Annotated in this window: 21 protein-coding genes and 1 pseudogene; 6 read left to right on the top strand and 16 right to left on the bottom strand. The window is 53.2% G+C overall.

Features of this window, described 5'->3' with window-relative positions; all coding sequences use genetic code 11:
- Positions 1–65: 65 nt before the first annotated feature.
- The gene (gene mgtE / locus C7A19_RS08410; RefSeq protein WP_069363302.1) at positions 66–1,433 is read left to right on the top strand and encodes a magnesium transporter; all 1,368 of its coding nucleotides are present in this window, start codon (positions 66–68) and stop codon (positions 1,431–1,433) included.
- Between the two features lie 68 nt (positions 1,434–1,501).
- Here the strand turns inward: mgtE and rpoD are convergent.
- From rpoD to rpsU, 4 genes and pseudogenes are all read right to left on the bottom strand, one after another.
- A pseudogene (rpoD, locus tag C7A19_RS08405) lies at positions 1,502–3,379 on the bottom strand (RNA polymerase sigma factor RpoD); the annotation flags it as partial.
- Between the two features lie 63 nt (positions 3,380–3,442).
- On the bottom strand, positions 3,443–5,194 hold the full coding sequence (gene dnaG, locus C7A19_RS08400) for a DNA primase (RefSeq protein ID WP_069363300.1): 1,752 nt from the start codon (positions 5,192–5,194) through the stop codon (positions 3,443–3,445).
- A gap of 83 nt (positions 5,195–5,277) precedes the next feature.
- Entirely contained in the window at positions 5,278–5,721 is a 444-nt protein-coding gene (locus tag C7A19_RS08395) for a GatB/YqeY domain-containing protein (protein WP_069363299.1), read from the bottom strand.
- Positions 5,722–5,745: 24 nt separating this feature from the next.
- Positions 5,746–5,961, bottom strand: coding sequence for a 30S ribosomal protein S21 (gene rpsU / locus C7A19_RS08390; protein WP_046073901.1), 216 nt, complete (start codon positions 5,959–5,961; stop codon positions 5,746–5,748).
- 251 nt (positions 5,962–6,212) lie between these two features.
- On the opposite strand from rpsU, the gene tsaD reads away from it, so the two are divergent.
- On the top strand, positions 6,213–7,238 hold the full coding sequence (gene tsaD, locus C7A19_RS08385; RefSeq protein ID WP_069363298.1) for a tRNA (adenosine(37)-N6)-threonylcarbamoyltransferase complex transferase subunit TsaD: 1,026 nt from the start codon (positions 6,213–6,215) through the stop codon (positions 7,236–7,238).
- A gap of 88 nt (positions 7,239–7,326) precedes the next feature.
- Here the strand turns inward: tsaD and plsY are convergent, their stop codons facing one another.
- The gene (gene plsY / locus C7A19_RS08380) at positions 7,327–7,926 is read right to left on the bottom strand and encodes a glycerol-3-phosphate 1-O-acyltransferase PlsY (protein ID WP_077457707.1); all 600 of its coding nucleotides are present in this window, start codon (positions 7,924–7,926) and stop codon (positions 7,327–7,329) included.
- Between the two features lie 170 nt (positions 7,927–8,096).
- Here plsY and folB point away from each other — a divergent pair, with 170 nt between their 5' ends.
- The 3 genes from folB to C7A19_RS08365 are packed head-to-tail and all read left to right on the top strand — an operon-like array spanning position 8,097 to position 9,747.
- Positions 8,097–8,450, top strand: a complete 354-nt coding sequence (folB, locus tag C7A19_RS08375; protein WP_077457709.1) for a dihydroneopterin aldolase — start codon at positions 8,097–8,099, stop codon at positions 8,448–8,450.
- On the top strand, positions 8,447–8,944 hold the full coding sequence (gene folK, locus C7A19_RS08370) for a 2-amino-4-hydroxy-6-hydroxymethyldihydropteridine diphosphokinase (protein WP_077600027.1): 498 nt from the start codon (positions 8,447–8,449) through the stop codon (positions 8,942–8,944). The genes folB and folK overlap by 4 nt, the downstream gene beginning before the upstream one ends.
- Positions 8,945–8,949: 5 nt before the next feature.
- Positions 8,950–9,747, top strand: coding sequence for an undecaprenyl-diphosphate phosphatase (locus tag C7A19_RS08365; protein ID WP_077600026.1), 798 nt, complete (start codon positions 8,950–8,952; stop codon positions 9,745–9,747).
- Between the two features lie 67 nt (positions 9,748–9,814).
- On the opposite strand, the gene pmbA is transcribed toward C7A19_RS08365, so the two are convergent.
- Complete coding sequence (pmbA, locus tag C7A19_RS08360) at positions 9,815–11,155, bottom strand: metalloprotease PmbA (RefSeq protein ID WP_116644686.1); 1,341 nt, start codon at positions 11,153–11,155, stop codon at positions 9,815–9,817.
- Positions 11,156–11,283: 128 nt separating this feature from the next.
- Here pmbA and yjgA point away from each other — a divergent pair, with 128 nt between their 5' ends.
- Positions 11,284–11,811: a ribosome biogenesis factor YjgA gene (yjgA, locus tag C7A19_RS08355; RefSeq protein ID WP_046073894.1), complete on the top strand. Its 528-nt coding sequence runs from the start codon at positions 11,284–11,286 to the stop codon at positions 11,809–11,811.
- Positions 11,812–11,846: 35 nt separating this feature from the next.
- On the opposite strand, the gene tldD is transcribed toward yjgA, so the two are convergent.
- From tldD to csrD, 10 genes are all read right to left on the bottom strand, one after another.
- Positions 11,847–13,295, bottom strand: a complete 1,449-nt coding sequence (gene tldD / locus C7A19_RS08350; protein ID WP_077659034.1) for a metalloprotease TldD — start codon at positions 13,293–13,295, stop codon at positions 11,847–11,849.
- A gap of 66 nt (positions 13,296–13,361) precedes the next feature.
- Positions 13,362–14,180, bottom strand: coding sequence for a carbon-nitrogen hydrolase family protein (locus C7A19_RS08345; RefSeq protein WP_077649959.1), 819 nt, complete (start codon positions 14,178–14,180; stop codon positions 13,362–13,364).
- A 2-nt stretch (positions 14,181–14,182) separates the two neighbouring features.
- Complete coding sequence (locus C7A19_RS08340; protein ID WP_162300260.1) at positions 14,183–18,019, bottom strand: YhdP family protein; 3,837 nt, start codon at positions 18,017–18,019, stop codon at positions 14,183–14,185.
- A 24-nt stretch (positions 18,020–18,043) separates the two neighbouring features.
- Entirely contained in the window at positions 18,044–19,513 is a 1,470-nt protein-coding gene (gene rng, locus C7A19_RS08335; protein ID WP_069361774.1) for a ribonuclease G, read from the bottom strand.
- 47 nt (positions 19,514–19,560) lie between these two features.
- Positions 19,561–20,127, bottom strand: a complete 567-nt coding sequence (locus C7A19_RS08330) for a Maf family protein (protein WP_116644684.1) — start codon at positions 20,125–20,127, stop codon at positions 19,561–19,563.
- Positions 20,128–20,150: 23 nt separating this feature from the next.
- Positions 20,151–20,639: a rod shape-determining protein MreD gene (gene mreD, locus C7A19_RS08325; RefSeq protein WP_046073888.1), complete on the bottom strand. Its 489-nt coding sequence runs from the start codon at positions 20,637–20,639 to the stop codon at positions 20,151–20,153.
- Entirely contained in the window at positions 20,639–21,568 is a 930-nt protein-coding gene (gene mreC, locus C7A19_RS08320) for a rod shape-determining protein MreC (protein WP_077457725.1), read from the bottom strand. The genes mreD and mreC overlap by 1 nt, the downstream gene beginning before the upstream one ends.
- Positions 21,569–21,601: 33 nt before the next feature.
- On the bottom strand, positions 21,602–22,645 hold the full coding sequence (locus tag C7A19_RS08315; RefSeq protein ID WP_046073887.1) for a rod shape-determining protein: 1,044 nt from the start codon (positions 22,643–22,645) through the stop codon (positions 21,602–21,604).
- Positions 22,646–22,803: 158 nt separating this feature from the next.
- Positions 22,804–23,313 carry a hypothetical protein gene (locus tag C7A19_RS08310; protein ID WP_077457729.1) on the bottom strand — a complete coding sequence of 170 codons (510 nt, stop codon included), beginning with the start codon at positions 23,311–23,313 and terminating at the stop codon, positions 22,804–22,806.
- The gene (gene csrD, locus C7A19_RS08305; RefSeq protein ID WP_069361771.1) at positions 23,310–25,289 is read right to left on the bottom strand and encodes an RNase E specificity factor CsrD; all 1,980 of its coding nucleotides are present in this window, start codon (positions 25,287–25,289) and stop codon (positions 23,310–23,312) included. Before csrD ends, C7A19_RS08310 begins: the two co-directional genes overlap by 4 nt.
- Positions 25,290–25,295 lie beyond the last annotated feature (6 nt).

The following is a 25,295-nucleotide window of genomic DNA, read 5'->3' as shown; positions in this document are numbered from 1 at the left end:
TTGTCATGCGACAGACTCCCCTGATTGGGTTAGAATTTTAGTCATTGCATTTGGGGGAGTGGCCGATGGCAGAAACACTAGAACAAGAACAAAGTAACCTAACCCACCAACGGCTCCAAGAAGTCACTCAATTGCTCGAGCAAGGGATGTTCGTTCGCGTACGCCGTATGCTCGAGGACATGGAGCCAGAAGACATAGCACACCTTTTAGAGGCCTCTCCACCGAAAGGCCGTCTAGTGCTTTGGCAGCTCACCGATCCTGAAGATCAAGGTGAGATCCTTGATGAGCTATCAGAAGATGTGAAAGACGGCATCATGGTTCGCATGGCCCCTGACCAGCTCGCGGCAGCGACGGAGGGGATGGAAACCGATGATGTGGCTTACTTGCTCCGCAGCCTACCGCAAGACGTGTCCCAAGACGTGCTGGCGGAAATGGACGCCCAAGACAGGACGCGGGTACAGCAAGCCCTTTCTTACCCCGAGGAGTCCGCTGGCGGGATCATGAATACGGACGTCATCACTATCCGTGATGATGTCACCGTGGATGTGGTATTGCGCTATTTGCGGATGCGCGGTGAGTTACCCGACACCACAGATACCCTGTATGTGATCGACCCCAACGGCCGCTTGATTGGTAACTTGCCGATCAGTGCCCTGTTGGTTAACCAGCCGGATACCGATATCGCTGACATCATGGATGCCCCGGATGAAGCGATCAGTGTCACCATGGACGACGGGGATGTCGCTAGCTTGTTTGAACGCCGTAATTGGGTCTCTGCGCCCGTGGTGGATGAGCATAATCACTTGGTTGGTCGGATCACCATTGATGATGTGGTGGACATTATTCGCGAAGACGCTGAACACTCGATGATGAGCATGGCAGGTCTTGATGACGAGGAAGACACCTTTGCCCCCGCGTTTAAAAGTGCGCGCCGCCGTAGTATTTGGCTAGGGATCAATGTGTTGGCAGCGTTAACCGCGGCCTCGGTGTCCAACATGTTTGAAGGGACCCTGGATAAAATGGCGGCGATTGCGGTGTTGATGACCATTGTCCCCTCCATGGGCGGTGTGGCCGGTAACCAGACCGTCGCCTTGGTGATTCGCGGTCTGGCCGTTGGCCATATTGGTGATTCCAACACCCGCTGGCTATTGGCCAAAGAAGCCACTGTCGGCATGATTAACGGACTAGTGTGGTCGATGATCATTGGCGGTGTGGTGGTGTTATGGAAAGGCAATATTGAGCTGGGCTTGATCATCTCAGGCGCGATGATGGTTAACCTGTTTGTCGCAGGTATTGCTGGGGTAGCGATACCGACGTTGCTGAAAAAGTACAACATCGATCCGGCATTGGCGGGGGGGATGGCACTAACCACGGTCACCGATGTGGTCGGTCTGCTCGCCTTTTTGGGGCTGGCTACCTTATTTATTACTTAGCCTCTGTCGTATAAAAAAGGCGAGCCACCTGGCTCGCCTTTCTCATTGGATAGCTTGGAACCGCGTCATTACTCGTCCAAGAAACTACGCAATGTCTCAGAGCGGCTTGGGTGACGTAACTTACGCAGCGCTTTCGCCTCAATCTGACGAATACGTTCACGGGTCACATCAAACTGCTTACCCACTTCTTCCAGGGTATGGTCGGTATTCATTTCAATACCAAAGCGCATACGCAGGACTTTCGCTTCACGCGGTGTCAGACCGGCCAGCACATCATTGGTCGCCATCTTAAGATTGTTCGACGTCGCCGAATCCATCGGTAGCTCCAAGGTGGTGTCCTCGATAAAGTCACCCAGGTGTGAATCTTCGTCATCACCAATTGGGGTTTCCATCGAGATCGGCTCTTTAGCGATCTTCAATACCTTGCGAATTTTGTCTTCCGGCATCAACATCCGTTCAGCCAGCTCTTCAGGCAACGGCTCTCGGCCCATTTCCTGAAGCATCTGACGCGAAATACGGTTGAGCTTGTTGATGGTCTCAATCATGTGCACCGGAATACGGATGGTTCGCGCTTGGTCAGCAATCGAGCGCGTGATTGCCTGACGGATCCACCAGGTCGCATAGGTTGAGAACTTATAGCCACGGCGATATTCAAACTTATCGACCGCTTTCATCAAGCCAATGTTACCTTCCTGGATAAGGTCCAAGAACTGTAGACCACGGTTGGTGTATTTCTTAGCAATCGAAATAACCAGACGTAGGTTGGCCTCAACCATTTCTTTTTTCGCACGGCGTGCTTTCGCTTCACCGATAGACATGCGACGACTGATGTCTTTGATCCGCTCGACCGACAAGCCCGTCTCTTCTTCGATAATCTTCAGCTTCTGCACACAGCGGCGAAGATCTTCTTCGTAACGCGCCACACGCTCTGCGTAAGGCTTGCCAGAGTTCAGCGCTTCGTCAATCCAGGCATCCGATGACTCATTGCCCGCAAACAGTTGCACGAAGGTTTTCTTCGGCATTTTGGCCTGGTCGACACAAAGACGCATCACCAAACGCTCTTGGGTGCGCACCTTGTCCATGGTTTGACGCATGTCATTAACCAGACGATCAAACTGCTTGGGGATCAGACGGAACTGCTTAAACGTTTCAGACAGCGCATCGATCGACGCTTTAGTACGCTCATCATAACGACCGTACTGTTGGATCGCGGTTTCCATCGCCGCATAGGTACGACGAAGCTCGCTGAACTTCTCACGCGCCAGTTCAGGATCGATACCAACATCTTCATCACTCTCATCGTCTTCGTCGGTATCGTCTTTTTCTTCGTCTTCATCATCTTCGTCATCAAGCTCTTTTTCGCTGAGCTCGGAGCCGATATGGGTCGCCGTGGGCGCGACGTCATCCTGGTCTGGATCGATGAAACCAGAAATAATGTCGGTTAAGCGAAGCTCTTCCGCTTCCACTTTATCGAACTGATCAAGCAGTGAGGCAATCGAGGCCGGATATTCTGCCACCGAACACTGCACCTGGTTGATGCCGTCTTCGATACGCTTGGCGATATCGATCTCACCCTCACGGGTCAACAGCTCAACCGTGCCCATTTCTCGCATATACATGCGAACAGGATCCGTGGTGCGACCGATTTCACTCTCCACGCTAGAAAGTGCCGCCGCCGCTTCTTCGGCTGCGTCTTCGTCGGCCACGGTTTCTGACATCATTAGCTCATCGGCATCAGGGGCGGATTCCACCACTTGAATGCCCATGTCGTTAATCATCTGAATGATGTCTTCTATTTGGTCGGAATCGACAATGTCTTCCGGGAGGTGGTCATTAACTTCGGCATAGGTCAGATAGCCTTGCTCCTTGCCTTTTGCGACAAGCAACTTCAGCTGTGACTGCGGATTTTGATCCATAGACGATATCCAACTTCGGGTCTGAGTGAAGAATTTAGTATGCGGAAACGCAAACCGCCAATTTTAACAAATGTCACCTTTGCTGGCTACTTTCTAAACGGACTGGCTCTGTATCAGTAGCATCAGTTCCCGCTTCTCTTCGACTGATAAGCCGACGGTATTTGACTTCGCTTGCAACTTGGCTATTTGTTGTTCGACACACTGGGCGAGTATTTTATCCAGTGAATCGCAAAAAAGTTCTGACGCATTTTCATCGTCAACATGTAGATCCCAGCCAGCCAACCGGGCTAGCAAGGCTTCTTGCTTGGTTCCCCGCCAGTGCTCTAGCAACTGACCGGTAGTGATATGGGGGCGCTGTCGGCAAATCTCAAGGATGGGGTTTAACAACGCTAACCCGGGTAAATCAATGGTATCGGCCGATGGCAACGGCGGCACTTCTTGGCCGAGTTTGGGGTACTGCACTAACAGCGCAATCACCTCACGCATCGGCGTGCGCTTAATGTCCTGTTGACCATGCACTTTCACCGGCTGACCCTGACGACGAATCAGGGTATCAAGCTGATGATCATCCATAATCCCCAGCTTCTGTCCCAGAGTATTACGCAAGTAAAGCCGCAAGGTATCACCCGGCACCTTTTCAATCAGCGGCACCGCCAAATTCGCCAGCTTGGCTTTCCCCTCTTGGCTACTGGTATCCACCTGCTTGAGCAAGGTGGTAAACATAAAGGTCGATAAACTCTGCGCCTCGCCCAGACGCTGCTCAAACCCTTCTTTGCCTTCTTGGCGGATGATAGAGTCCGGATCGTCACCGTCAGGCAAAAACATAAATTTTAACTGGCGGCCATCGTGGATATAAGGCAGCGCTTGCTCCATCGCCCGCCAAGCGGCATCGCGTCCTGCTCTATCGCCGTCGTAGCAACACAGTATAGTACCGGTTTGCCGGAAAAGGGTTTGAATATGTTCGCCCGTGGTCGAGGTGCCCAAGGAGGCCACCGCATAATCCACGCCAAATTGCGCCAACGCGACCACGTCCATGTACCCTTCTACCACGAGTATACGCTCGGGATGGCGATAGCGTTGCATCACCTCATACAAGCCGTATAGCTCACGCCCTTTATGGAAAATCGGCGTTTCTGGCGAGTTAAGGTATTTGGGGGTGCCATCCCCTAATACACGGCCACCAAAACCGATTACTCGCCCACGGCGATCACGGATTGGGAACATCACGCGGCCACGGAATCTGTCGTAGCTATGGCCGTTATCGTTCTCAATCAACATGCCAGCGGTGAGCAACTGACGAATATCAGCTTGATTGCGACCAAAGCGGCGCTTAATGGTGTCCCATTTATCCGGGACAAAGCCAATACCAAATTGCTTAACTACTTCGCCGGATAGACCACGCTGTTTGAGGTAATCAATGGCCACTTGCCCCGCATCAGTGCGTAGTTCGCCACTGTAGGTACGCGCAATGGCTTCCATCATCTCGTAGATCTGACGCTTGTCATCACTGGGCATACTCGGACGCGTGTTGCCGCCCCCGGTTTGCTCACGAGGTACCTCTAAGCCTAAGGTGCTGGCGAGCTCTTCGATGGCATCAGGAAACTCCAGTCGCTCGAATTCCATCACAAAGTCGATAGCATTGCCGTGCACACCACATCCGAAGCAGTGATAAAACTGCTTGTCTTGGCTTACACTGAATGAAGGCGTCTTTTCGTTATGGAAAGGGCAACAGGCACTGTAGTTTTTGCCTTTTTTCTTGAGCTTGACCCGTGCATCAATGATCTCAACGATGTCGAGACGTGAAAGCAAGTCATCAATGAATGCGCGCGGGATTCTGCCTGCCATAACCTGAAATTTATAGGGAGAGAAGCAAACAAGCCGCGCCGTCCAAATAAGGAAAGCACGGCTTGTTATAGAGTGGGAAAAGACTAGCCTAGGTGTGCTTTAACACGCTGGCTTACTTTTCCCATATCAGCACGGCCTTGAACCTGAGGTTTTAATACCCCCATTACTTTGCCCATGTCTTGCATTGACGATGCACCGGCTTTCTCAACCGCTGCTTTCACCAATGCATCGACCTCGTCATCGCTTAACGGTTGGGGTAGAAATTCTTCTATCACCGCAATCTCGGCAAGCTCTGTCTCGGCAAGATCATCACGACCGGCTGCTTGGTACTGGGCTACGGAATCACGGCGCTGCTTCACATTTTTGGTCAGCACAGCCAGGATAGCTTCGTCGCTAAGCGACTGACGGGTATCCACTTCTTGCTGTTTAATCGCTGCCATCACAAGGCGAAGCGTCCCGAGACGCGCCTTGTCTTTTTGTTTCATCGCCGTTTTTTGGGCGTCTTTTAGACGTTCAAGCAATTCCATAGCACCTTCCTGAATCTGTCTTTATTAGTACAGACGTACGCGGCGTTGGTTTTCGCGGGCCAACTTCTTCAGGTGACGCTTCTGAGCGGCAGCTTTAGCGCGTTTGCGAACGGTCGTTGGCTTTTCATAGTTCTCACGACGACGAACTTCAGAAAGAATACCGGCTTTCTCACAAGAGCGCTTAAAGCGACGCAGTGCTACGTCAAATGGTTCGTTTTCACGTACTTTAACTACTGGCATGTGCCTTTCACCTCGGGGGTTGTCAGTTACTGCTGGCGAACAATTGGCCAGCCTTGATTAAAAATGGTGCGAAATTCTAATCCGAATAGGGGGTGATTGTAAAGCGCATCTGGCGAATTACTTCTAAGCCATGTAAGATTGCGCGCACGGTCAGCCTGCGCTGACACTGTCTTCTTCGCTTTGGTCATCACAATAATACGTGAAGCATGACTGTAAGTACTCCATCTATCGGCTGTTATTCTGAGGTTATGATGCGCATTCTAGGCATAGAGACATCTTGTGACGAAACCGGCGTCGCCATCTACGACGACCAAGCAGGCCTGCTGTCACATAAACTTTACAGCCAAGTCAAGCTTCACGCTGATTACGGTGGCGTGGTGCCTGAACTTGCCTCGCGCGATCATGTTAAAAAAACCTTGCCGCTGATTAAAGCGGCCATGGCGGAGGCCAATCTCACCCCCGCTCAGATTGATGGCATTGCTTATACCGCGGGCCCCGGCCTAGTCGGTGCCTTGCTGGTTGGCTCAACCATTGGACGCAGTCTGGCCTATGCATGGCAAGTCCCCGCGGTGGGCGTTCACCATATGGAAGGTCACCTTCTCGCCCCGATGCTAGAAGACAACCCGCCGCCTTTTCCATTTATTGCTCTATTGGTCTCTGGCGGCCATACACAGCTGGTCGAAGTGAAAGGGATTGGTCAATATCGCATTCTTGGTGAGTCAATTGACGACGCCGCCGGTGAGGCGTTTGATAAAACGGCCAAACTGATGAATCTCGATTATCCCGGTGGCCCCTTGCTGTCGAAATTGGCAGAAAACGGCACCCACGGCCGTTTTACTTTTCCACGCCCGATGACCGATCGCCCCGGGTTAGACTTTAGCTTCTCCGGTTTAAAAACCTTTGCCGCCAATACCATCGCCGCTAATGAGACGGACGAACAAACGCGCGCCGATATTGCTTATGCGTTTCAAGATGCCGTGGTCGATACCTTAGCTATTAAGTGTAAGCGAGCGCTCGATCAGTGCGGTCTGAATCGCTTAGTGGTCGCGGGCGGCGTGAGTGCCAACCGTCATTTACGGGAAAAGCTGGAGGCGCTGACGCAAAAGCGCGGCGGCGATGTGTTCTATCCTCGTCCTGAGTTTTGTACCGATAATGGCGCAATGATCGCTTATGCGGGCATGCAGCGGCTTAAAAACGGCGAGCATCTGGGTCTCGGTGTAAAAGCCCAGCCACGTTGGCCACTCGACACGCTTGCCGCGGTCGAAACCGACGCATAGTCGTTGGTCAAACCAGACAGACAAAAGGCAGCCTGAGGCTGCCTTTTTTGCTTCGAACGCGCTAGCGTAACCTGCCTCTCACCCGTCGCTAACGTCGCCACCAACCAAGAAGCACAGGTTTTTCATCACCATCCAGCAAGCGCCGGATATTGTCGTAGTGACGAAACAAAATCAAACACGAAAGCATGGCAACGGGCATGGTAAATTGCGGCTTTATCCACCAGGTAAATAGCGGGGCGACGATCGCTGTCACAATCGCACTGAGTGACGAGTAGCCCGTCAACACAAGCACCAACCCCCAGGTCACCACCAGCAGGCCAGTTAAGCTCAAACCAATCGGGGCCATGGCGCCCAGTGCGGTCGCCACCCCTTTGCCGCCACGGAAATGGAAAAAGACCGGGTAAATATGTCCTAGACAGGCCGCAATGGCGATAAGGCCCAGTAGAAATGGATTAATGCCAATCAGGTAGCTTAGCCAAACGGGGATCATCCCTTTTAGCATATCACACAGCAGCACCCAGGCCGCGGCAAAGCGCCCACCGAGACGATAAACGTTCGTCGCCCCTGGGTTTTTCGACCCTTGATCTCTTGGGTCTGGCAAGCCAAACGCGCGACAAACCAACACGGCACTGGACACAGAGCCAAGTAAGTAGGCAGCGATGATGATGGCAATGGCCAGTGCAGTCATGTGAAATCCCTAGAGTTTGTGCCGCATTCGTTGCTATAGTGCGCCGACGTTCATCGATAAACCTATCATGGATCGGAACGCATTGCGTATCCATCTGTCAATGAACACATCCAATAATACGAACTTTCTTACCACAGTGGTATCCGACCTGTCACGGAGTGTGAAAAAACATGGATTCCGTATTCATAGAGCAACTCGACGTGTACACCACTATCGGTGTCTACGATTGGGAACAAACCATCCAGCAAAAGTTGGTGTTCGATATTGAAATGGCGCACGATAATCAACCCGCCGCCCAGCAGGATGACGTGTCGCTAGCGCTTGATTATGCCAGTATCAGTGAGGCGGTTATCGCCCATGTACAGGCCAGCCGCTGTGCGTTGATCGAACGCGTGGCGGAAGAGGTTGCTCAATTAATTCAAACCCAGTTTGGCGTCAGCTGGATTAGAGTGCGGGTGGCCAAGCCAGGCGCAGTCGCTCAGGCTCGTAACGTGGGTGTAGTCATAGAGCGAGGCACACGGTGACACAAGCATTACTTAGTATCGGCTCTAATATCGAGCGCGATTATCACATCGAACAGGCCGTTAAAGCCTTGCGCCAGCTTGACCCACACTGCCGCTTTTCCCGCATTTTTGAAGCCGAACCAGTCGGATTTGAAGGCCCTCACTTTTACAACCTGATTGCCGAGCTTCACACCTCGCTTCCGTTGCACGACTTTTGGCAAGCCGTTCGTGACATTGAATCGCAACAAGGAAGAGAGCGCAACGACCCCAAATGCCGCGATCGCACCATAGACATAGACCTACTCACCTTTGGCGAACACTGCCAGGCAAAAGGGCCAACGTTGCCACGCAATGATATCTACAAATTTGCCTTTACCCTGTGGCCACTCGCCGAGCTCTGCCCTGACCAAGCCATTCCTGGCGATGGCCGGACGTTCGCCCAGCTTTGGCAAGCCTTTGACCAAGATCAACCACTATGGCCGATTGAGACGCCGACGTATTTGAAGGATATTTAAGCACCATGAGCCTCTTTGAAGCCTTTTTTTTGGCCTTGATTCAAGGATTAACCGAGTTTCTTCCTATTTCTAGCTCCGCGCACCTTATTCTGCCTTCACAGCTTTTTGGCTGGGCCGATCAGGGCCTTGCCTTTGATGTTGCTGTACACGTCGGCACACTGGCCGCAGTGGTGGGGTATTTTCGCCGTGAAGTGTGGAATCTCCTTAAAGCCTTTTTTGCCTCGCTCAAAGGTGAGCACAGCTCGGATAGCCAGTTGGCATGGATGATCGTCTTAGCCACGATCCCTGCGTGTGTGGCCGGTTTGTTTTTAAAAGACGTGATCGAGCTTTACCTGCGTGCGGCCTGGGTAATCGCGGCAACCACACTGATTTTTGGTGGCTTATTGTGGTGGGCGGATCGCAAAGCGACCCAAACATGCGATGAGTATCAAACCACGCCCTACCGCGCCGTACTGATAGGTGTGGCGCAAGCCCTTGCCTTAATTCCTGGGACGTCGCGCTCAGGCGCCACAATCACTGCGGCATTAATGCTCGGTTATACGCGCGAAGCCGCGGCACGATTTTCGTTTTTGATGTCGATTCCTATCATTACCCTCGCAGGCTCCTATCTGGGGCTGCAATTGGCGACCAGCCCAGAGCCGGTGGCCATGGATGCGATCGGTGTTGGGCTATTGGTGTCGTTTGTCAGTGCTTACGCGTGTATTCACGCCTTTTTAAAGCTGGTGACACGGGTGGGCATGTTACCCTTCGTGATCTACCGCTTGGTATTGGGTGTGCTGTTACTCGCCTTTATCGCCGGATAAAAAAACACCAAGCACGATACACGTGCTTGGTGATCTCTCCGTCAGGAATGGGTGGCTGACCGAGGCGTTACTCTCCGGCCACCTTCATGCCATCAATGATCACTGAGCCGGTTTGAATTTGGCTGCGCGTTTCGATATCGGTACCAATCGCGACAATGTTAGCAAACATCTCATTGAGATTGCCGGCAATGGTGATCCCGCTCACCGGGTATTGGATCTCACCATTTTCCACCCAAAAGCCGGCGGCACCGCGTGAGTAATCGCCAGTCACTGGGTTCACCCCTTGTCCCATCAACTCAGTCACCAATAACCCCGTGCCTAAGGTTTTTAGCATGGCATCGGCATCTTGACCGGTGTGGCTCACGTACCAGTTGTGAATGCCGCCGGCATGGCCGGTTGGTTCCATGCCTAGCTTACGCGCGGCATAACTGGTGGCGAGATAGGTGTTTAATACCCCCTTTTCAATGATGCGCCTGTCTTGTGTGATCACTCCTTCACTATCAAAGGGTGCACTCGCGGCGCCTTTTCGTACATGGGGTAACTCGTTGATGGTGAGCCAATCTGGGAAGATCTGCTCGCCTTTCTTATCCAATAAGAAAGAGGACTTGCGGTAAAGCGCTGAACCGCTGATCGCCATCACCAAATGGCCAAACAGCCCAGTAGCCACACTGCGATCGAACATCACTGGCACTTGGCATGTCGCCACACTGCGTGGGTTTAAGCGCGCCACAGCGTGTTTGGCCGCTTCGACTCCCACAAAGCCCGGTGTCCATAAGTCCGCTTTGTCCCGTGCCACCGTGTAGCTCATGTCACGCTCCATCCCTGCGTCACTCTCCGCTATCACTGAGCAGCTTAGCGCTTGGCGGCTTGAAGGGTAACTGCCGAGCATGCCATGGCTATTGCCATAGACACGCACCCCATAGTGGCTGTCATAGCTGGCACCATCGCTGAACTTGATTCGGCTGTCATGGCTCAGTGCCGCTTGCTCGGCTTCAATCGCCAACGCGGCGGCGGTATCCGGCTCGGGCTCATCGGGATAGAATAAATCGAGGTCAGGATAGTCAAAGGCCATTAACGCTTTAGGTGCTGGGCCTCCGAAAGGATCCGGCGAAGTATAGCTTGCGATCTCAAGCGCCGCTTCAACGGTTTTCGCGATCGCTTTGTCCGACAAATCAGTGGTGGATGCGCTGCCTTTGCGCTGATCCCGGTAAACGGTGATCCCAAGGGCACCATCTTGATTGAACTCCACGTTCTCGACTTCGCCCATCCGCGAGCTGACGCTGATGCCGGTACTTTTGGTAATCGCCACTTCCGCCTGGTCACTTTTGGCCGATGCCATGTCGAGCGCACGGCTGACAGCTTGACGAAGTTGCTGCTCTTGCTCGGCGACTTGTTGTTTCACACTCATAGTTGACCTTTTTGATTCGCATTCAAGTTCGACACACTCAGCGCCACGCGCCTATGATAAAAAAGCCCGCGTTTGGGCGCATTTCTTGTTAACATACGTGTCATTGCACATTCTCACTGAGGTTGAACATGGGCCGTAAAAATAAACCCGCTCCCTGGGAGGAAGAGGAAGAGATCATCTGGGTCAGCAAGTCCGAGATGAAACGCGATATGCTTGCCTTGCAAGAACTTGGCGAAGCACTGGTCAAACTCAAACCAGCCGTGTTAGAAAAATTCCCGCTCGACGATGACTTGCTCAGCGCGATTACAGACGCCCAACGCTTGAAGAACGAAGCGCGCCGTCGCCAACTGCAATATGTTGGCAAGCTTATGCGCTCTCGTGACCCTGAGCCGATTCAGGCAGCGCTTGATAAGTTGCAAAATAAGCATGCTCAGCAAACGGTCGAGCTTCACAAGCTTGAGCAACTGCGTGACCGCATCATTGACCAAGGCGACAGTGCGATTAGCGATGTGCTGTTGCAGTACCCTGATGCCGATCGTCAACGTTTACGTCAGCTAGCACGCCAGGCTAAAAAAGAGCAGCAGCAAAACAAACCGCCCAAGGCGTATCGCGAGATTTTCCAGTATCTCAAAAGCTTTTACGACCAAAGCCTGTAAATTGCCACGCCAGTGCCCCGCACTGGCGTGCAGACTTAGGACTCAGTGCCTCCGACCGTCATCGCATCCAGCTTCAAGGTCGGCTGTCCAACCCCCACTGGAACACTTTGCCCAGCTTTACCACACACCCCAACACCGGGATCGATGGCCAAATCATTCCCCACCATCGAGACTTGCTGCATCGCTTCGACGCCGCTGCCAATTAAGGTCGCCCCTTTCACTGGCGTGGTCAGTTCACCGTTTTCAATCAGGTAAGCCTCTGAGGTGGAGAATACAAACTTACCCGAGGTAATATCGACCTGACCGCCGCCAAAGTTTGGCGCGTATAAGCCACGCTCCACGCTGGCAATCATCGACGCTGGCGAGCTTTCACCGCCTAGCATGTAGGTATTGGTCATCCGCGGCATCGGCAGATGCGCATACGACTCACGACGGCCATTACCGGTGGGTGCGACGCCCATGAGGCTGGCATTGTGCTTATCTTGCATATAGCCTTTGAGCACACCCTTTTCGATTAACACATTGTACTGACCCGGCACCCCCTCATCATCGATGCTCATTGAGCCGCGGCGATCATTCATGGTGCCATCATCAACAATGGTACACAGCGGTGAGGTGACCTGCTCGCCAAGGCGACCGGTAAATACCGATGACTCTTTACGGTTAAAGTCTCCTTCTAAGCCGTGTCCAACCGCTTCATGCAATAAGACGCCTGGCCAGCCAGCCCCCAACACCACGGGCATGGTGCCTGCCGGTGCCGCGTCGGCGCGTAGGTTGACCAGGGCTAGGCGAATCGCTTCATCGGCAAACTGCAGCGCGCGTGACTTACCCGCATCCTCTTGCAAGAATACATCATAGCCATAACGGCCACCGCCCCCCGCACTGCCGCGTTCACGGCGTCCATCTTGTTCAACCAATACAGAAACCGACAAGCGAACCAATGGACGAATATCGGCGCCATAGGTGCCATCGGTGGCGGCCACCAGCACTTGCTCATAAAGGCCGTTTAGGCTGGCATTCACTTCTTTCACCCGTGGTTCTTTGGCACGGATGTAGCTGTCGATTTCTTTGAGTAGAGCGATTTTCTGCTCACGTGTTAGGCTCGCGAGCGGATCGATGGGACCATAGTACGGCCTTGCGTGCACCGCAGAAAACGCGCTCACTTTGCCTTGCCCGCCAGCCGGGGCAATCCCGCGTGCTGCAGTGGCACTTTGCATCAAGGCATCGGGGGTGAGCTGATCCGAATAGGCAAATCCGGTTTTTTCACCGCTGATCGCTCTCACACCGACCCCGCGGTCGATATTAAATGAACCGTCTTTAATGATGCTGTCTTCCAAGGCGAGGGATTCATGCCAGGTGGATTGGAAGAAAATATCACCGTAGTCAATCTGGCGACCGCTCAGGTGCGCCAGTGTCGCATGCAGTTGCGACTCACTCACGCCCGCCGGGCGCAGCAAGGTTTCTTCGACCTGTTCCAGACTCATTCGTTTACTCTTGGTTGTGGCTGCCGAGCCGGCAGCCGAGAAAAAAGATAACGCGCCGAGGGTGCGCTATTTCAGTTGGCTTTGCAACCGGGTATGAGACAGTACGGGCATCTTATGCCGAATGGATTCCCCCATGCTTAGATCAAGCTCAGCCCAGGTCACGCCGGGCTCACTTCCCAGCGACGCCACGACCTGTCCCCAGGGATCGATGATCATCGAGTGTCCCCAAGTTTGGCGTCCTTTGCTATGCTCACCACACTGCCCTGCCGCAATTACCCAGCATTGGGTTTCTATTGCTCGCGCCCGCAACAAAGTTTCCCAATGCGCTTGACCGGTCACGCGGGTAAAGGCCGCTGGCACGGTTATGATATCGGCACCTTGGGCGCGTAGCGCTTGATACATGGGGGCAAAGCGAACATCGTAGCAGATACTTAATCCAAGGCAGCCAAAGGGCGTATCGAGTGTGGCGAGACGGTCACCGGCCTCAAAGTAGTCAGACTCGCAATACCGTCCGTGGGCATCGGCCACTTCTACATCAAATAGGTGCAATTTGTCGTAACTGCCGCGCAAGTGTCCGGCGTTGTCAAACACCAAGCTCGTACTGCTTAACATGCCATTGTCGTTTTGAATCGGAAAGGCGCCCACCACCAGCCAAAGGTCGTAATGATGGGCCAGTTCGGCAAGCTGTTGCTGCAGTGGACCATGACCCAATCGCTCGGCATGGCGCTGATAATCTTGTTTGCCGCCAAACACTAGGGCATTTTCTGGGGTGAGAGCCAGTTTCACCCCTTGCTCGCTTAACCGATGTAAACTGGCTTGCAATGCCTTCATGTTGTGGCTGGGATCGGCGCTGGATGTCATCTGGACAACACCTGCTTTCATCATGCTCACTCCTTGGCGTTTTCTGCTTGTTGGCGCAATCGTTCCGTCGCGTCGGCTGGCAAAGCGAGTGCCTCTTTATCACGCGACACTTCCCTGATATCAGGCGTCCCTATCGGCCCGCTTACTTGATAACGGACTTGGGTGAAAACGTCCACCACGGGTGAAATGGCGGTGGTGACCGCTAACACATACAGCGCCGTCTGCGGCGTGACCGCAAATGCGCTTAATACTGGGATCCCAGAGGTAATATCCGGCGTAAACCGCACATCGGCGTTCACGCGATTGGTCACCAAATTGGCAATCCCTTTAATAACCATATCACCGGCTATCCCATCCATGCGGATATTATCCGTCACAACCACGCCATTTGTGATCACAGCCCGCCCGGTAATGTCATCAAAGGCCAAACCATCTTCAAATACGCCCGAAAAATCGAGCTGAATTTTACGCAGAATGGAGTCGAGACTGAAAAGCCCTAACAGCTTCCCAGCGCCTCCCACCCCGCTTATATAGCCGTCTTTAACATCAGAGCGGATATCACCATTAAGGCTGGCAATATCGACTTTCCAAGGCAGACCCGCGTAATCTAACGAGGCTTGCGTTGTGAAGCTGGCATCTTGGATCCCGCCACTGATACCAAATCGTCCCATGAGATCTGACGTACTCTCCCCGCCTAGCGCGAGGGTTAACGCGGTTTGATGATGGCCTTGCTCATCAATCAACCAATGGCCGCTGATGGACGCGTGGTTTTTCCCACTCTCCAGCGTCAGAGAAGTCAGGTCGACCTGTGAGGCTTTCTTATCGAGTACCGCCTCAACGCGCCCTAGCCGATACCCTTGCAACCACAGATCCTCAATCACCAAGTGTGTCGGCGGAATCGCAGCAAGCAAAGCTTTCTCTTCCGGACTCGCCCGGGTATCCACAGGTTCAAAAAGCGGCTTATCCGTCGTCTGTTCGTCCTCGGTTAACCGACGATTGATATGCCAATGATCAATCTCAACGTTCAAGCGCCCCTGTGTCGGCCACATGGCTTGCCCGCTTAGCTCACGACTGCCCATTAACAGATCCCAGCCCTCGGCTTTGTGTCGCGCCGCTAAAGACACATCGTGAAACGCTAAAGGGTCTGCTCTCACCGTCTCGATCTTGGCATTAATACGCTGCGGCATGGGTAAAGCAGGATATGGCCCGCTTCCGCTCGGCCAGGATTGGCTGGCCTGCTGCCAAACTCGCTTCCAAGCCGCGAGATCGAGTTGCTCAAGCTTTAGATCAAAACGATGACCACGCGTTGCCAATAAGCGGCTACCTTGCTCACCAATCTGCCATTGACTGGCAGTAAACTGCGGACGCCGGCCTTGGGTATTGATGCGCGCTTGATAATTCACACCAGGAAGCGCCACACGCCCGGTCAAGCCTTCACTGTTCCCGGTCGCCTCGATACGGGCCTGCCCTTTTTGCCAGCGTGGTTTGTTAAGTGGCGCGGGCAACGTCGACTGCAGCGGCGTGGTATCGACATCCACACCGAGCCGATAATCAAAACCGGTATCATTTAAGGTTAAATCGAGCCCCGCCTGCCAACGTGCACCGCCCGCCAGGTAAGCGTCAAGTGGCAACGAAAGCATGTCCAGCAATGGCACCACATCCCAATCCGCATCCATACCTAAGTCAAGCTGATACCCGGCCGCTACGGTTTCGCCCGTAAACTGGAGGTTGACGGGCTGCCCTAACCATTGAGCCTGCATCGACTGAGTGGTGAGGGTGTCGTCGCTAAAGGCCAGCTCGCCGGACAGGTTATCCAGTTGCATATCGGGTGCCTGAATCGATATCTGGTTGCCGGTAAAGCGAACCCTTCCTTCGGCATGAGGCTGCTCACCATTGAGCGGGATATTGAGCCCGAGGTTAGCATTAACCAGCCCATCGACTTGCACATGAGTCAAGGCCGCCCCCACCGTGTCTACTAAAGGCGTCGCCAGCATGTATTGGCGGACAGCCGGTCCGGTTGCCGCCAATGACGCGTGAATATCGAGTTCGCTGCCCGGCTGGGTCATATCGGCAATCTCAGCTTGCACTTGGCGACTGACGGCGTCGCCCAAACGAACATGGTCCCCCTCAATCGCTAAGCGCGCATTTTCAAACAGTAAACGGGCGTCGAGCTCCGTCAACGTCGGCCAAGCGGTGTTAAAGCTAAACGCCCCGCCGCGAAGCGGTACCTTGGCTTGAAAAATGCCGCTGTGATCCTGGTAAGGAAACGCATCGAGGGCACCAAACCAAAGAATTTCACTGTCTTTGGCCCGTCCGGCTTGAATGGCGCGAGAAAGGTAATCGGTTAACGAGTCAGGCAATGCCCGGGTGGGGAGATAGCGCCATGTCTGCCCAGCATCCGATACGTCGGCCTGCACGTATAACGCCAAAAAAGGCGCGCCTTTTGAGGGAATATCCAGACGAAACGCGCCTGAGCCTTGCACGTCTGCCCCCTTAACCACTGCCTGCTCACTCCATACTGACAAGCCTTGTTTGGTGGACTGCCAATTGAGGGTCAACGCACCGTGTTCAAGCGGTAGCGGCGCTTGAAAAAAGTCGCCGTAAGGCAAGGATTGTGCGCCAAGCTCAAGCTGTGCTTGCCCTTGCTGGCCTTGCCCGGAGAGGGTTACACTCAGGCCTTGGAACGCAGGCAGATAGCCCCAGCGCTTGGCTGAAACCTTATCCAGGGTCGCTTGATAACGCAACGGGGCGTCAGGTGCTTTACTCAACGCCAACGAACGGATCTGGCCTGATGGCGATAAAGCAGCCGCCACACTGTGCTGTTGCGCCGATTGACTGACAAGCCCAAGCAAAGGCCGTAAAGAGGCAATATCAACATTCGCCGCATTGAGACGCCAGTTGTCGAGCGCCCCCTGCCAAGAGAGCTGTGACAGCGCTGCCTGAGTGGTCGCGCCGGTTTGTACCCATAGCCCATCCGTGTCGAGACGCCACGTCTGTTCATCGACGGCCTGCCACTGAACCTGACTGTCTTTTATCGCCCATTGCTTCGCTTGGTGCTCATCCTCTTGCCACGCTAACGCGAAATGATCAATCGACAACAGCCCATTGTCGACACGCCCCTGCTCCACCCTGACCCAGGCTTTTGCGTCTAAACGCGCGGTGTTGATCGTGGCGGATGGCGTCAGCTTTTCCGTCAGCCAAGGGGCAATATCCATCGCCTCACTGGCCAAATAAACGTCGCCCGTTAACGTACTCAAGCCGTCCGTTTCGCGGAAAGCGGCATTCACGCGCACCTTATCGAGTTGCGTGCCTTGCATGCCAAGCCTGGCTTGTACCTGGTGCTCACCTTGGTTATTGCGCCAAAACAAGTCACTGATCACCAGTGTTTGGGTTTCCAGCGAAGGGGTGACCAGGATCACCTTGGCATTGGGGATGGAAAATTGTCCCAACCGCGCCAAGAATAAGTCTTCTAGTCGCTCTCGCACACCCGCTTGGGTGTTTTTATCGGGTAGTTGACCGGTATCGAACACCAGTCCATCGAGGGTGACATGAGAAAAGACGGGCTGACGCCGAATGAGGGTGGCAGAGACATCCAATTGCAAATTAATGGCACGAGCGGTTAACAGCGGGGGGCCGTTGTCGCTGGTGGCGAGCGCGACGTTTTCAAGTTGCAATGACGGCGTTAGATTGCGCCACTGGCCGGCAATGCCTTCCACTTGCGCACTAAAGCCGGTTTGCTCAGACACCCATTGCCGCAATGGGGCTTGCAATATATCCATATTGGGCAATAGAAAGCGCAAACCGCCGATTAGCAAGGCGGTTATCACGATGACACTGATGGCGCTGACCGTTAGCCAGCGCATACCCTTTCTCATCCAGGCCATGGATTACATCATTACTACATCAAACTGTTCTTGCGTGTATAAAGGCTCGGATTTCACTTTCACTTGCTTGCCAATAAACACTTCCAACTCCGCCACAAGGTGCGAATCTTCCTCTGCCAATGCCTCAATCACCGCCGGGGCCGCGTACACCACAAACTTATCCGCTTCATAAATGCGGTTAACGCGCGTGATTTCACGTAGCACTTCGTAGCAGACGGTTTCTACCGTTTTGACCGAGCCTCGTCCGTCACAGGTTGGACAGCCACCGCACAGCACATGTTCAATACTTTCTCGCGTGCGTTTGCGTGTCATTTCCACTAGCCCTAGCTGGGTGAAGCCATTGATATTGGTTTTTACCCTGTCTTGGCTGAGCGCCTGCTCGAGTGAGTGCAACACGCGACGCCGGTGCTCATCGGTGCTCATATCGATAAAATCGATAATGATGATCCCGCCTAGGTTTCTTAGCCGCAATTGGCGAGCAATCGCACGTGTGGCCTCAATATTAGTATTAAAGATAGTCTCATCCAGGTTCCGTCGCCCGACGAACGCACCTGTATTGATATCAATGGTGGTCATCGCCTCGGTCTGATCGATAATCAAATAGCCGCCAGACTTGAGCTGGACCTTTCGCTCCAATGAGCGTTGAATTTCATTTTCGGTGTCGTACATGTCAAAAATCGGCACCTGACCGTCGTAATACACCAATTTATCGGCCAGCTCCGGCACAAACTCAGAGGTGAACTCTTGGAGTTTTTCATAGGCTTGCTTGGAATCCACCCGAATTAAATCCAGCTCGGTCCCGACAAAGTCACGCACAATGCGCTGTGCCAGTGCCAGCTCACCATACAGCATGGATTTGGCGGGATAACGCGTGCGACGCTCTAACACCTTATTCCACAGACGCTTTAAAAAAGCGGCGTCTTGCGCCATCTCATTGTCTGTTGCCCCTTCAGCGGCAGTACGGATAATAAAACCACCCAGTTCGTCACAGTAATCACTGACAATGCTTTTTAGGCGCTTACGTTCATCTTCACTTTCAATGCGTTGTGATACCCCAACATGGGCCGCACCTGGCATAAAGACCAGATAACGCGAAGGCAAGGTAATATCGGTGGTAAGACGCGCGCCCTTGGTGCCCAGCGGATCTTTGACCACTTGCACCACAATATCTTGCCCTTGGCGAACCAGTTCGGAGATATCGCGCACTTGGAATTGTTGCTTCTCATTTTCCGACACGCACTCGGTATGAGGAACAATATCTGAGGCATGTAAGAACGCCGCTTTCTCTAGGCCAATATCGACAAAGGCTGCCTGCATGCCAGGCAACACACGACTGACTTTGCCTTTGTAGATATTGCCTACAATGCCACGCTTTGCTTCACGTTCGATATGGATTTCTTGGAGGTTCCCCCCATCAATCATCGCCACCCTCGTCTCGCTAGGGGTGACGTTTATTAGCAGTTCCGCACTCATGGTTTCCCCGAATCTCTCAAAAGTGGGGCCTAGCGACAGATGTGCGCTCAGACCGAAAATTGTTTGAGCAGTTGCTCGGTTTCATACAGTGGCAAACCAACCACGGCGTGATAGCTACCATCAATACGTGTCACAAATTTACCGCCCAGCCCTTGAATCGCATAGGCGCCAGCCTTATCGACGGGCTCGCCCGATTGCCAATACGCCTCAATCTGCTCATCACTGAGCGTACAAAACCATACCTTGGTGGTCACCACAGTGGTGATCTGCTTCATGGCATTGGCGACAGTGACCGCGGTCATCACTTGGTGCTCGCGTCCTGACAGTTGCTTAAGCATTCGGACTGCCTCCGCTTTATCATCAGGCTTTTCGAGTACCTGCTCGCCATCTACCACAATAGTATCCGCACCGAGCACCGGGGTATGGCCACCGGTTTGCACCACCCCTGCTCGTGCCTTGTCTTGCGATAAGCGCGACACGTAGGCGTAAGGGGACTCACCGGCCTGTTGTTGCTCCGCTACATCGACCACCACACGGGAAAAATTCCCCCCCATTTCGGTGAGTAATTCATGACGTCGAGGCGACCCCGAGGCCAGATATAAGTCACAGCTCATGATACCTCTTTACGATTAGTGCGTTAGCGAATGGCAAAGCGACGACGTAAACGGCGCAATAACAGAAAGATCCAAGGCCAGAGTATAAAGTTAAGCACACCGGCCCAAAGCTGCTCTGGGTTAAACTGTACGTTAGACACCAAGTACTCCGCCCAGAACTCGATCAATTTTCCCGCCAAGGTCAGTAATGCCAACAAGAGTGCCTGCTGCCAATACGACATGTTGCGTAACAATTGAAAGTTCAGCGCCACGATGTAGACCAAAATCGCCATCATCAAGCCGCGCACCCCAAGGGTTGAGCCCAACATTAAATCCCATAACAGGCCGAGTACTAGCGCCGTACCAACATTCACCCGATGGGGTAATGCCAGCACCCAATAAAACGTGACGAGCAAGACCCAAGAAGGACGAAAAGGAGCCAGTTCCCCCGGCCAGGGAGCCGCTTGCAAAATCAGCGCAATGATAAAAGAGAGCCAGATGACAAACTGGCCGCGAAATGTCACATTTGCCATTACGGCGCTTCTCCCTCACCATCTGACGATGGCGCTGTATCAGGTGATGGTGCGGTGTCTGACGACGGCTGCGCGACAGGCTGATCCGGGCGCGCGTTTTCGCCCTTTTCGGGAGTTGGCCACACCAAAAGCAGATAACGCAGACGATCAAACTTCACCGCTGTGGTGGCTCGCACTTGCGCAAACGGGCGCTTGTTATCAAACGAAAACTCCGTCACCGTGCCAACCGGGTAGCCTTCAGGAAAGACACCGCCCAGTCCCGAGGTGACTAATTTGTCACCCACTTTAATGTCCGTGCTGCTAGGAATATTGTCCAACCCGACGTAGTGGGTCGACCCGCGCCCAGACGCAATCACCCGAATATCATTGCGCATGACCTGAACGGGGATCGCATGGGTGGGATCGGTCAGCAGTAGCACGCGGCTATTGTGGGCACCCACATATGCAATTTGGCCAACTACCCCGTGCTCGTTGATCACCGGTTGCCCTTCATAAACGCCATTCGTCCGCCCTTTATCTAGCATGACTTGATGTTTATAAGGGTCCGAGTCAACGGCCATGACTTCAGCCACCATTTTGCGTTCATCACGAATAAACGACGAGCCCAGCAGCTCGCGTAGACGCTGATTTTCACGCTCTGTCTGCGCTAACAGAAGCTGATCACTTTCCAGTTGTAACACCTGCTTTCGCAATGCGCGGTTCTCTGCCACCAAACGTTGGTGAGAACGAAACTGCATCACCAGTTCATCTAGCGTGTCGCGCGGGACGTTGGACGCATATTGTAGCGGCGCCACCAACGTGTTTAGGAAATAACGCACCCCAGCGAACGCATCAAGACGACTATCAGCCAGCATAAGGCTGACTGATAGTAAAAGAGCGAAAAACAGGCGCAATTGCAGAGAGGGTCCTCTGCCAAACATAGGTTTCATAATGAAAACGACCTGTTTGTAGGCGCAGTCACGTTAATCTTCGCTAAAAAGATCACCGCCGTGCATATCGATCATTTCCAGCGCTTTACCCCCGCCACGCGCGACACACGTCAGTGGATCTTCGGCAACGACCACTGGAATACCGGTTTCTTCGGTCAGCAAGCGATCAAGATCACGTAGCAGCGCACCACCGCCGGTGATCACCATGCCACGCTCAGAAATATCAGATGCTAGCTCCGGTGGGCATTGCTCGAGCGCCACCATCACCGCAGAGACAATCCCAGTTAGCGGCTCTTGCAGGGCTTCTAAGATCTCATTGGAGTTAAGCGTGAAGCTACGCGGCACCCCTTCAGCGAGGTTACGACCACGTACCTCAATTTCACGCACTTCATCGCCTGGGTAGGCGGACCCGATTTCATGCTTAATCCGCTCTGCGGTGGCTTCACCAATCAAGCTGCCATAATTTCGGCGAACATAATTGATGATAGACTCATCAAAACGATCCCCACCAATACGGACCGACGATGAATACACCACGCCATTAAGCGAAATGACCGCCACTTCTGTGGTACCGCCGCCGATATCGATCACCATCGAACCGGTTGCTTCGGACACGGGCAAGCCTGCGCCAATCGCTGCCGCCATCGGCTCATCAATTAAGTAGACTTCACGGGCACCGGCCCCTAAGGCCGACTCACGGATGGCTCGGCGTTCAACTTGGGTTGAGCCACAAGGTACCGCCACCAAGACGCGCGGGCTTGGACGCATGTAGCTGTGATCGTGTACCGATTTGATAAAGTGCTGCAGCATTTTTTCTGTGACGTAGAAATCAGCAATCACACCGTCTTTCATCGGACGAATCGCGGCAATGTTCCCCGGTGTTCGACCTAGCATCTGCTTCGCATCATGACCCACAGCAGCCACACTCTTGGGAGAGCCTGCACGGTCTTGGCGAATAGCAACAACAGACGGCTCATCCAGAACAATGCCCTGTTCTTTTACGTAAATCAGTGTATTGGCGGTTCCCAAGTCAATGGATAGATCGTTGGAAAACATCCCGCGAAGTTTCTTAAACATGATGGTCGATTAATCCTGCAAGCTATGAAATCAGACAAATTGAGCTAAATGTATCAACGCGCAAGGTAAGCGGCAAGATACGGTGCTGTAAACCTGAATGAGATCTGTGTTTTTTTTCAATGCGCTGTCATTTTGATGATTTTTCCATCAACAACGCATTATTCCTGTTGTCTTTCTCGGGTTGGTGATTGGCATGACTGATGGATCACCAACTGCGTCGATGCCTTCGTTGACGCCGTTGCCTCGTTATACGTTAAGTAACAATCCGTCGCGGGCTGCTCATGGAACAGCCAGATCAAGTCGACCCGATTCTTATCTGGATAGCGTCGTAACTGCCAACGCGTTGCATCCTTCAGCGCCGTCACTAACTCAGGCAGGGCACTGATCTCGGGGTAGCCATAAGAAACGCGAATGGACGTGCCATTGACGGTCAGTGTGTGTTCAGCCTGATCACTGACCTTTTTCTTTTCGGCCAATGCATGTGTTTGCGTCATGGCGCTTTCGATACCGCTTTTTAAGCCTTTAAGCGCTGACACATTGGCATCCGCCTCATAATCGTAGAACTTCGGGATCGCAATCACCACCAGCACCGACAAAATACTGACGACGAGTAAGGCTTCTAACCATCCGCGTCCTTGTTGATGGGAGAGCTTGATGGCTGGACTCATCGCTTCCCCCATCGGCGGCGTTTTCTCTGTGCCGGATGCGGCGACATTTCCGCCCCAAGCAGCCGCCCTTGTCCGCCCGCGACACCCAGTTCTTTCACCACAGACCATTCCTCATTGGTTTCCACGCCCACCGCCAGTACCTCGGTAGTGGTGGCCTCACAAGCACCTAACACGCTGCGTAAATACAGCTGGTTCTCTGGTCGTTGGTCAATATTGCGCACCAAACTACGGTGAAGCTTGATATAGGCTGGTTGAATATCCTTAACATAGTGAGTGCTCACTATCGTTCTACCTGCTTGGTCAACAACTAGACGGCACCCTAACGCGGCAATCATTCGTAAGCAAGGCCGCGCCGCATCAAAGTGTGAAACCAAAGCGCCTTCAGACACTTCCACCAGTAAGCGATTCAAGGTACTGCGTGGCGTTTGTAGCAAGATATCGCGCAGCCACACCACAAACTCACGTTGACAAAGTGAGTATGCACTTACATTGACGGCATAGTTATCGATATAGTCACGCGTTTTTAACCACCACAGCGCGCGACCCATGGTCGCCTTGTCAAATGCCACATCCATACCCACCCACTCGACGCCTGGCCAAAAGCGCGAAGCCTTGAGTACCTTGCCTTTTTCGTCCTTAATTCGGCCTAAAAGTTCATAATGAAGGCGGGTTTTGCCATCTCGCGCAAACACAGGTTGGCGATAAAGCATCGGTCCCTCTCCTGCCATCACCGACTCGAGCAACGTCCGCCAACGCACACTGCCCCGCTTATCCAGTTGGCTGAGTTGCTTATCGAACTGTGACCAACCATTCTGGCCGGTTAGTACCGCCGCTTTAAGGGCGCGTTCGGCTTCGTCCATTAATCGTCCACGTCGCTCACTGGCACCAAACGAGGTCATGCCAAGGTGAAACCAGTTGTCTTGATCAAGTGCCTCCGGGGGGGCAAGCTTATCTAACGCATTGGTGATTTGCGCTAAAAAGGGATGCACTTCGTCTCCAGCTTGGTTGACCAGTAAAATGGCGAAATCCGAGGCAAAATAGCGCGCCAGCACCGCATCGGGAAAGCGCTGAATCGCATTAGACAGGACATTGCCAATCGCTTGAATCAGTTGGTCGGCGGCTTCTTGCCCATGCTGCGCCACCAAATCTTCCCATTCTGCCACTCGCACCAAGATCACACTACCTTGGCTGGCATCATCACTGGCCAGGGTATGCAGGCGATTATCAAACATCACTCGATTCGCGGCGCCGGTAAGTTGGTCTAAAAAGGTGTTGGTGCGAATAAAGGTATCAAAGCGGCTTCGCTCTTGGCGGGCTTCTTTAAGCTCTTCGATCAGTTGCGTTAACGCCGCACTGGCAGGGATTGGCCACTCGCGGGGATCGCCTTGCTGCGCATCGTCGAGTCGCCCTGCTAAAATCAGTCGGCCACGCTGCTCGAGCACCTCACTGCCATACAGCTGACGCCGGAGCCAACGGATCCCCCATGTGAGCCCCAATACAATCACCAAAATCGCCGCCGATAACGAGGACAATGGACCAATCGAATAGGCAAACTCCGCATAAGGCGGTACGAAGGTCAATTTGACCGCAAAACCAGGGTTGCTCTCCAAAGGAATATCGCGCGAGATCACCTGCTGGTTAGCAACTGTCTGGTATTGAATTTGTTCGTATTGATACAGAATGCCAGCGTCCGAGTAAATCGTTAGGGACGTTACATCACTGGCTTTCAACATCTTGGGGAGCCAACGCGAAAAGTATTGATTATCGCGCTGATCGCCTGCCATCTCTTGATCGATGACCTCCACCATGCCATCGACATAATGCGAGATAAAATCAATCCCTAACTGGCGAAAACTGATCGCACCGCCAATAAACAACACAAAAATGGCGCACACCACAATAAGGGTGACAAATGCTACGAGTCGGTTGGTCAGCTTCATACCGCTGACTTTGATCGCATTGGCTGTTCTATCCATGATTCT

This window comes from Salinivibrio sp. HTSP, from assembly GCF_003390965.1.
In the GTDB taxonomy this organism is placed as follows: domain Bacteria; phylum Pseudomonadota; class Gammaproteobacteria; order Enterobacterales; family Vibrionaceae; genus Salinivibrio; species Salinivibrio kushneri.
The sequence above is the reverse complement of the archived record's forward strand: the minus strand, read 5'-3'. Positions and strand labels throughout refer to the sequence as shown.

Excerpts from the sequence above, each read along its gene's own strand:
- mgtE (WP_069363302.1), top strand. The coding sequence starts at position 66 with ATGGCAGAAACACTAGAACAAGAACAAAGTAACCTAACCCACCAACGG.
- dnaG (WP_069363300.1), bottom strand. The coding sequence starts at position 5,194 with ATGGCAGGCAGAATCCCGCGCGCATTCATTGATGACTTGCTTTCACGT.
- C7A19_RS08395 (WP_069363299.1), bottom strand. The coding sequence starts at position 5,721 with ATGGAATTGCTTGAACGTCTAAAAGACGCCCAAAAAACGGCGATGAAA.
- rpsU (WP_046073901.1), bottom strand. The coding sequence starts at position 5,961 with ATGCCAGTAGTTAAAGTACGTGAAAACGAACCATTTGACGTAGCACTG.
- tsaD (WP_069363298.1), top strand. The coding sequence starts at position 6,213 with ATGCGCATTCTAGGCATAGAGACATCTTGTGACGAAACCGGCGTCGCC.
- plsY (WP_077457707.1), bottom strand. The coding sequence starts at position 7,926 with ATGACTGCACTGGCCATTGCCATCATCATCGCTGCCTACTTACTTGGC.
- folB (WP_077457709.1), top strand. The coding sequence starts at position 8,097 with ATGGATTCCGTATTCATAGAGCAACTCGACGTGTACACCACTATCGGT.
- C7A19_RS08365 (WP_077600026.1), top strand. The coding sequence starts at position 8,950 with ATGAGCCTCTTTGAAGCCTTTTTTTTGGCCTTGATTCAAGGATTAACC.
- pmbA (WP_116644686.1), bottom strand. The coding sequence starts at position 11,155 with ATGAGTGTGAAACAACAAGTCGCCGAGCAAGAGCAGCAACTTCGTCAA.
- yjgA (WP_046073894.1), top strand. The coding sequence starts at position 11,284 with ATGGGCCGTAAAAATAAACCCGCTCCCTGGGAGGAAGAGGAAGAGATC.
- tldD (WP_077659034.1), bottom strand. The coding sequence starts at position 13,295 with ATGAGTCTGGAACAGGTCGAAGAAACCTTGCTGCGCCCGGCGGGCGTG.
- C7A19_RS08345 (WP_077649959.1), bottom strand. The coding sequence starts at position 14,180 with ATGATGAAAGCAGGTGTTGTCCAGATGACATCCAGCGCCGATCCCAGC.
- C7A19_RS08340 (WP_162300260.1), bottom strand. The coding sequence starts at position 18,019 with ATGCGCTGGCTAACGGTCAGCGCCATCAGTGTCATCGTGATAACCGCC.
- rng (WP_069361774.1), bottom strand. The coding sequence starts at position 19,513 with ATGAGTGCGGAACTGCTAATAAACGTCACCCCTAGCGAGACGAGGGTG.
- C7A19_RS08330 (WP_116644684.1), bottom strand. The coding sequence starts at position 20,127 with ATGAGCTGTGACTTATATCTGGCCTCGGGGTCGCCTCGACGTCATGAA.
- mreD (WP_046073888.1), bottom strand. The coding sequence starts at position 20,639 with ATGGCAAATGTGACATTTCGCGGCCAGTTTGTCATCTGGCTCTCTTTT.
- mreC (WP_077457725.1), bottom strand. The coding sequence starts at position 21,568 with ATGAAACCTATGTTTGGCAGAGGACCCTCTCTGCAATTGCGCCTGTTT.
- C7A19_RS08315 (WP_046073887.1), bottom strand. The coding sequence starts at position 22,645 with ATGTTTAAGAAACTTCGCGGGATGTTTTCCAACGATCTATCCATTGAC.
- C7A19_RS08310 (WP_077457729.1), bottom strand. The coding sequence starts at position 23,313 with ATGAGTCCAGCCATCAAGCTCTCCCATCAACAAGGACGCGGATGGTTA.
- csrD (WP_069361771.1), bottom strand. The coding sequence starts at position 25,289 with ATGGATAGAACAGCCAATGCGATCAAAGTCAGCGGTATGAAGCTGACC.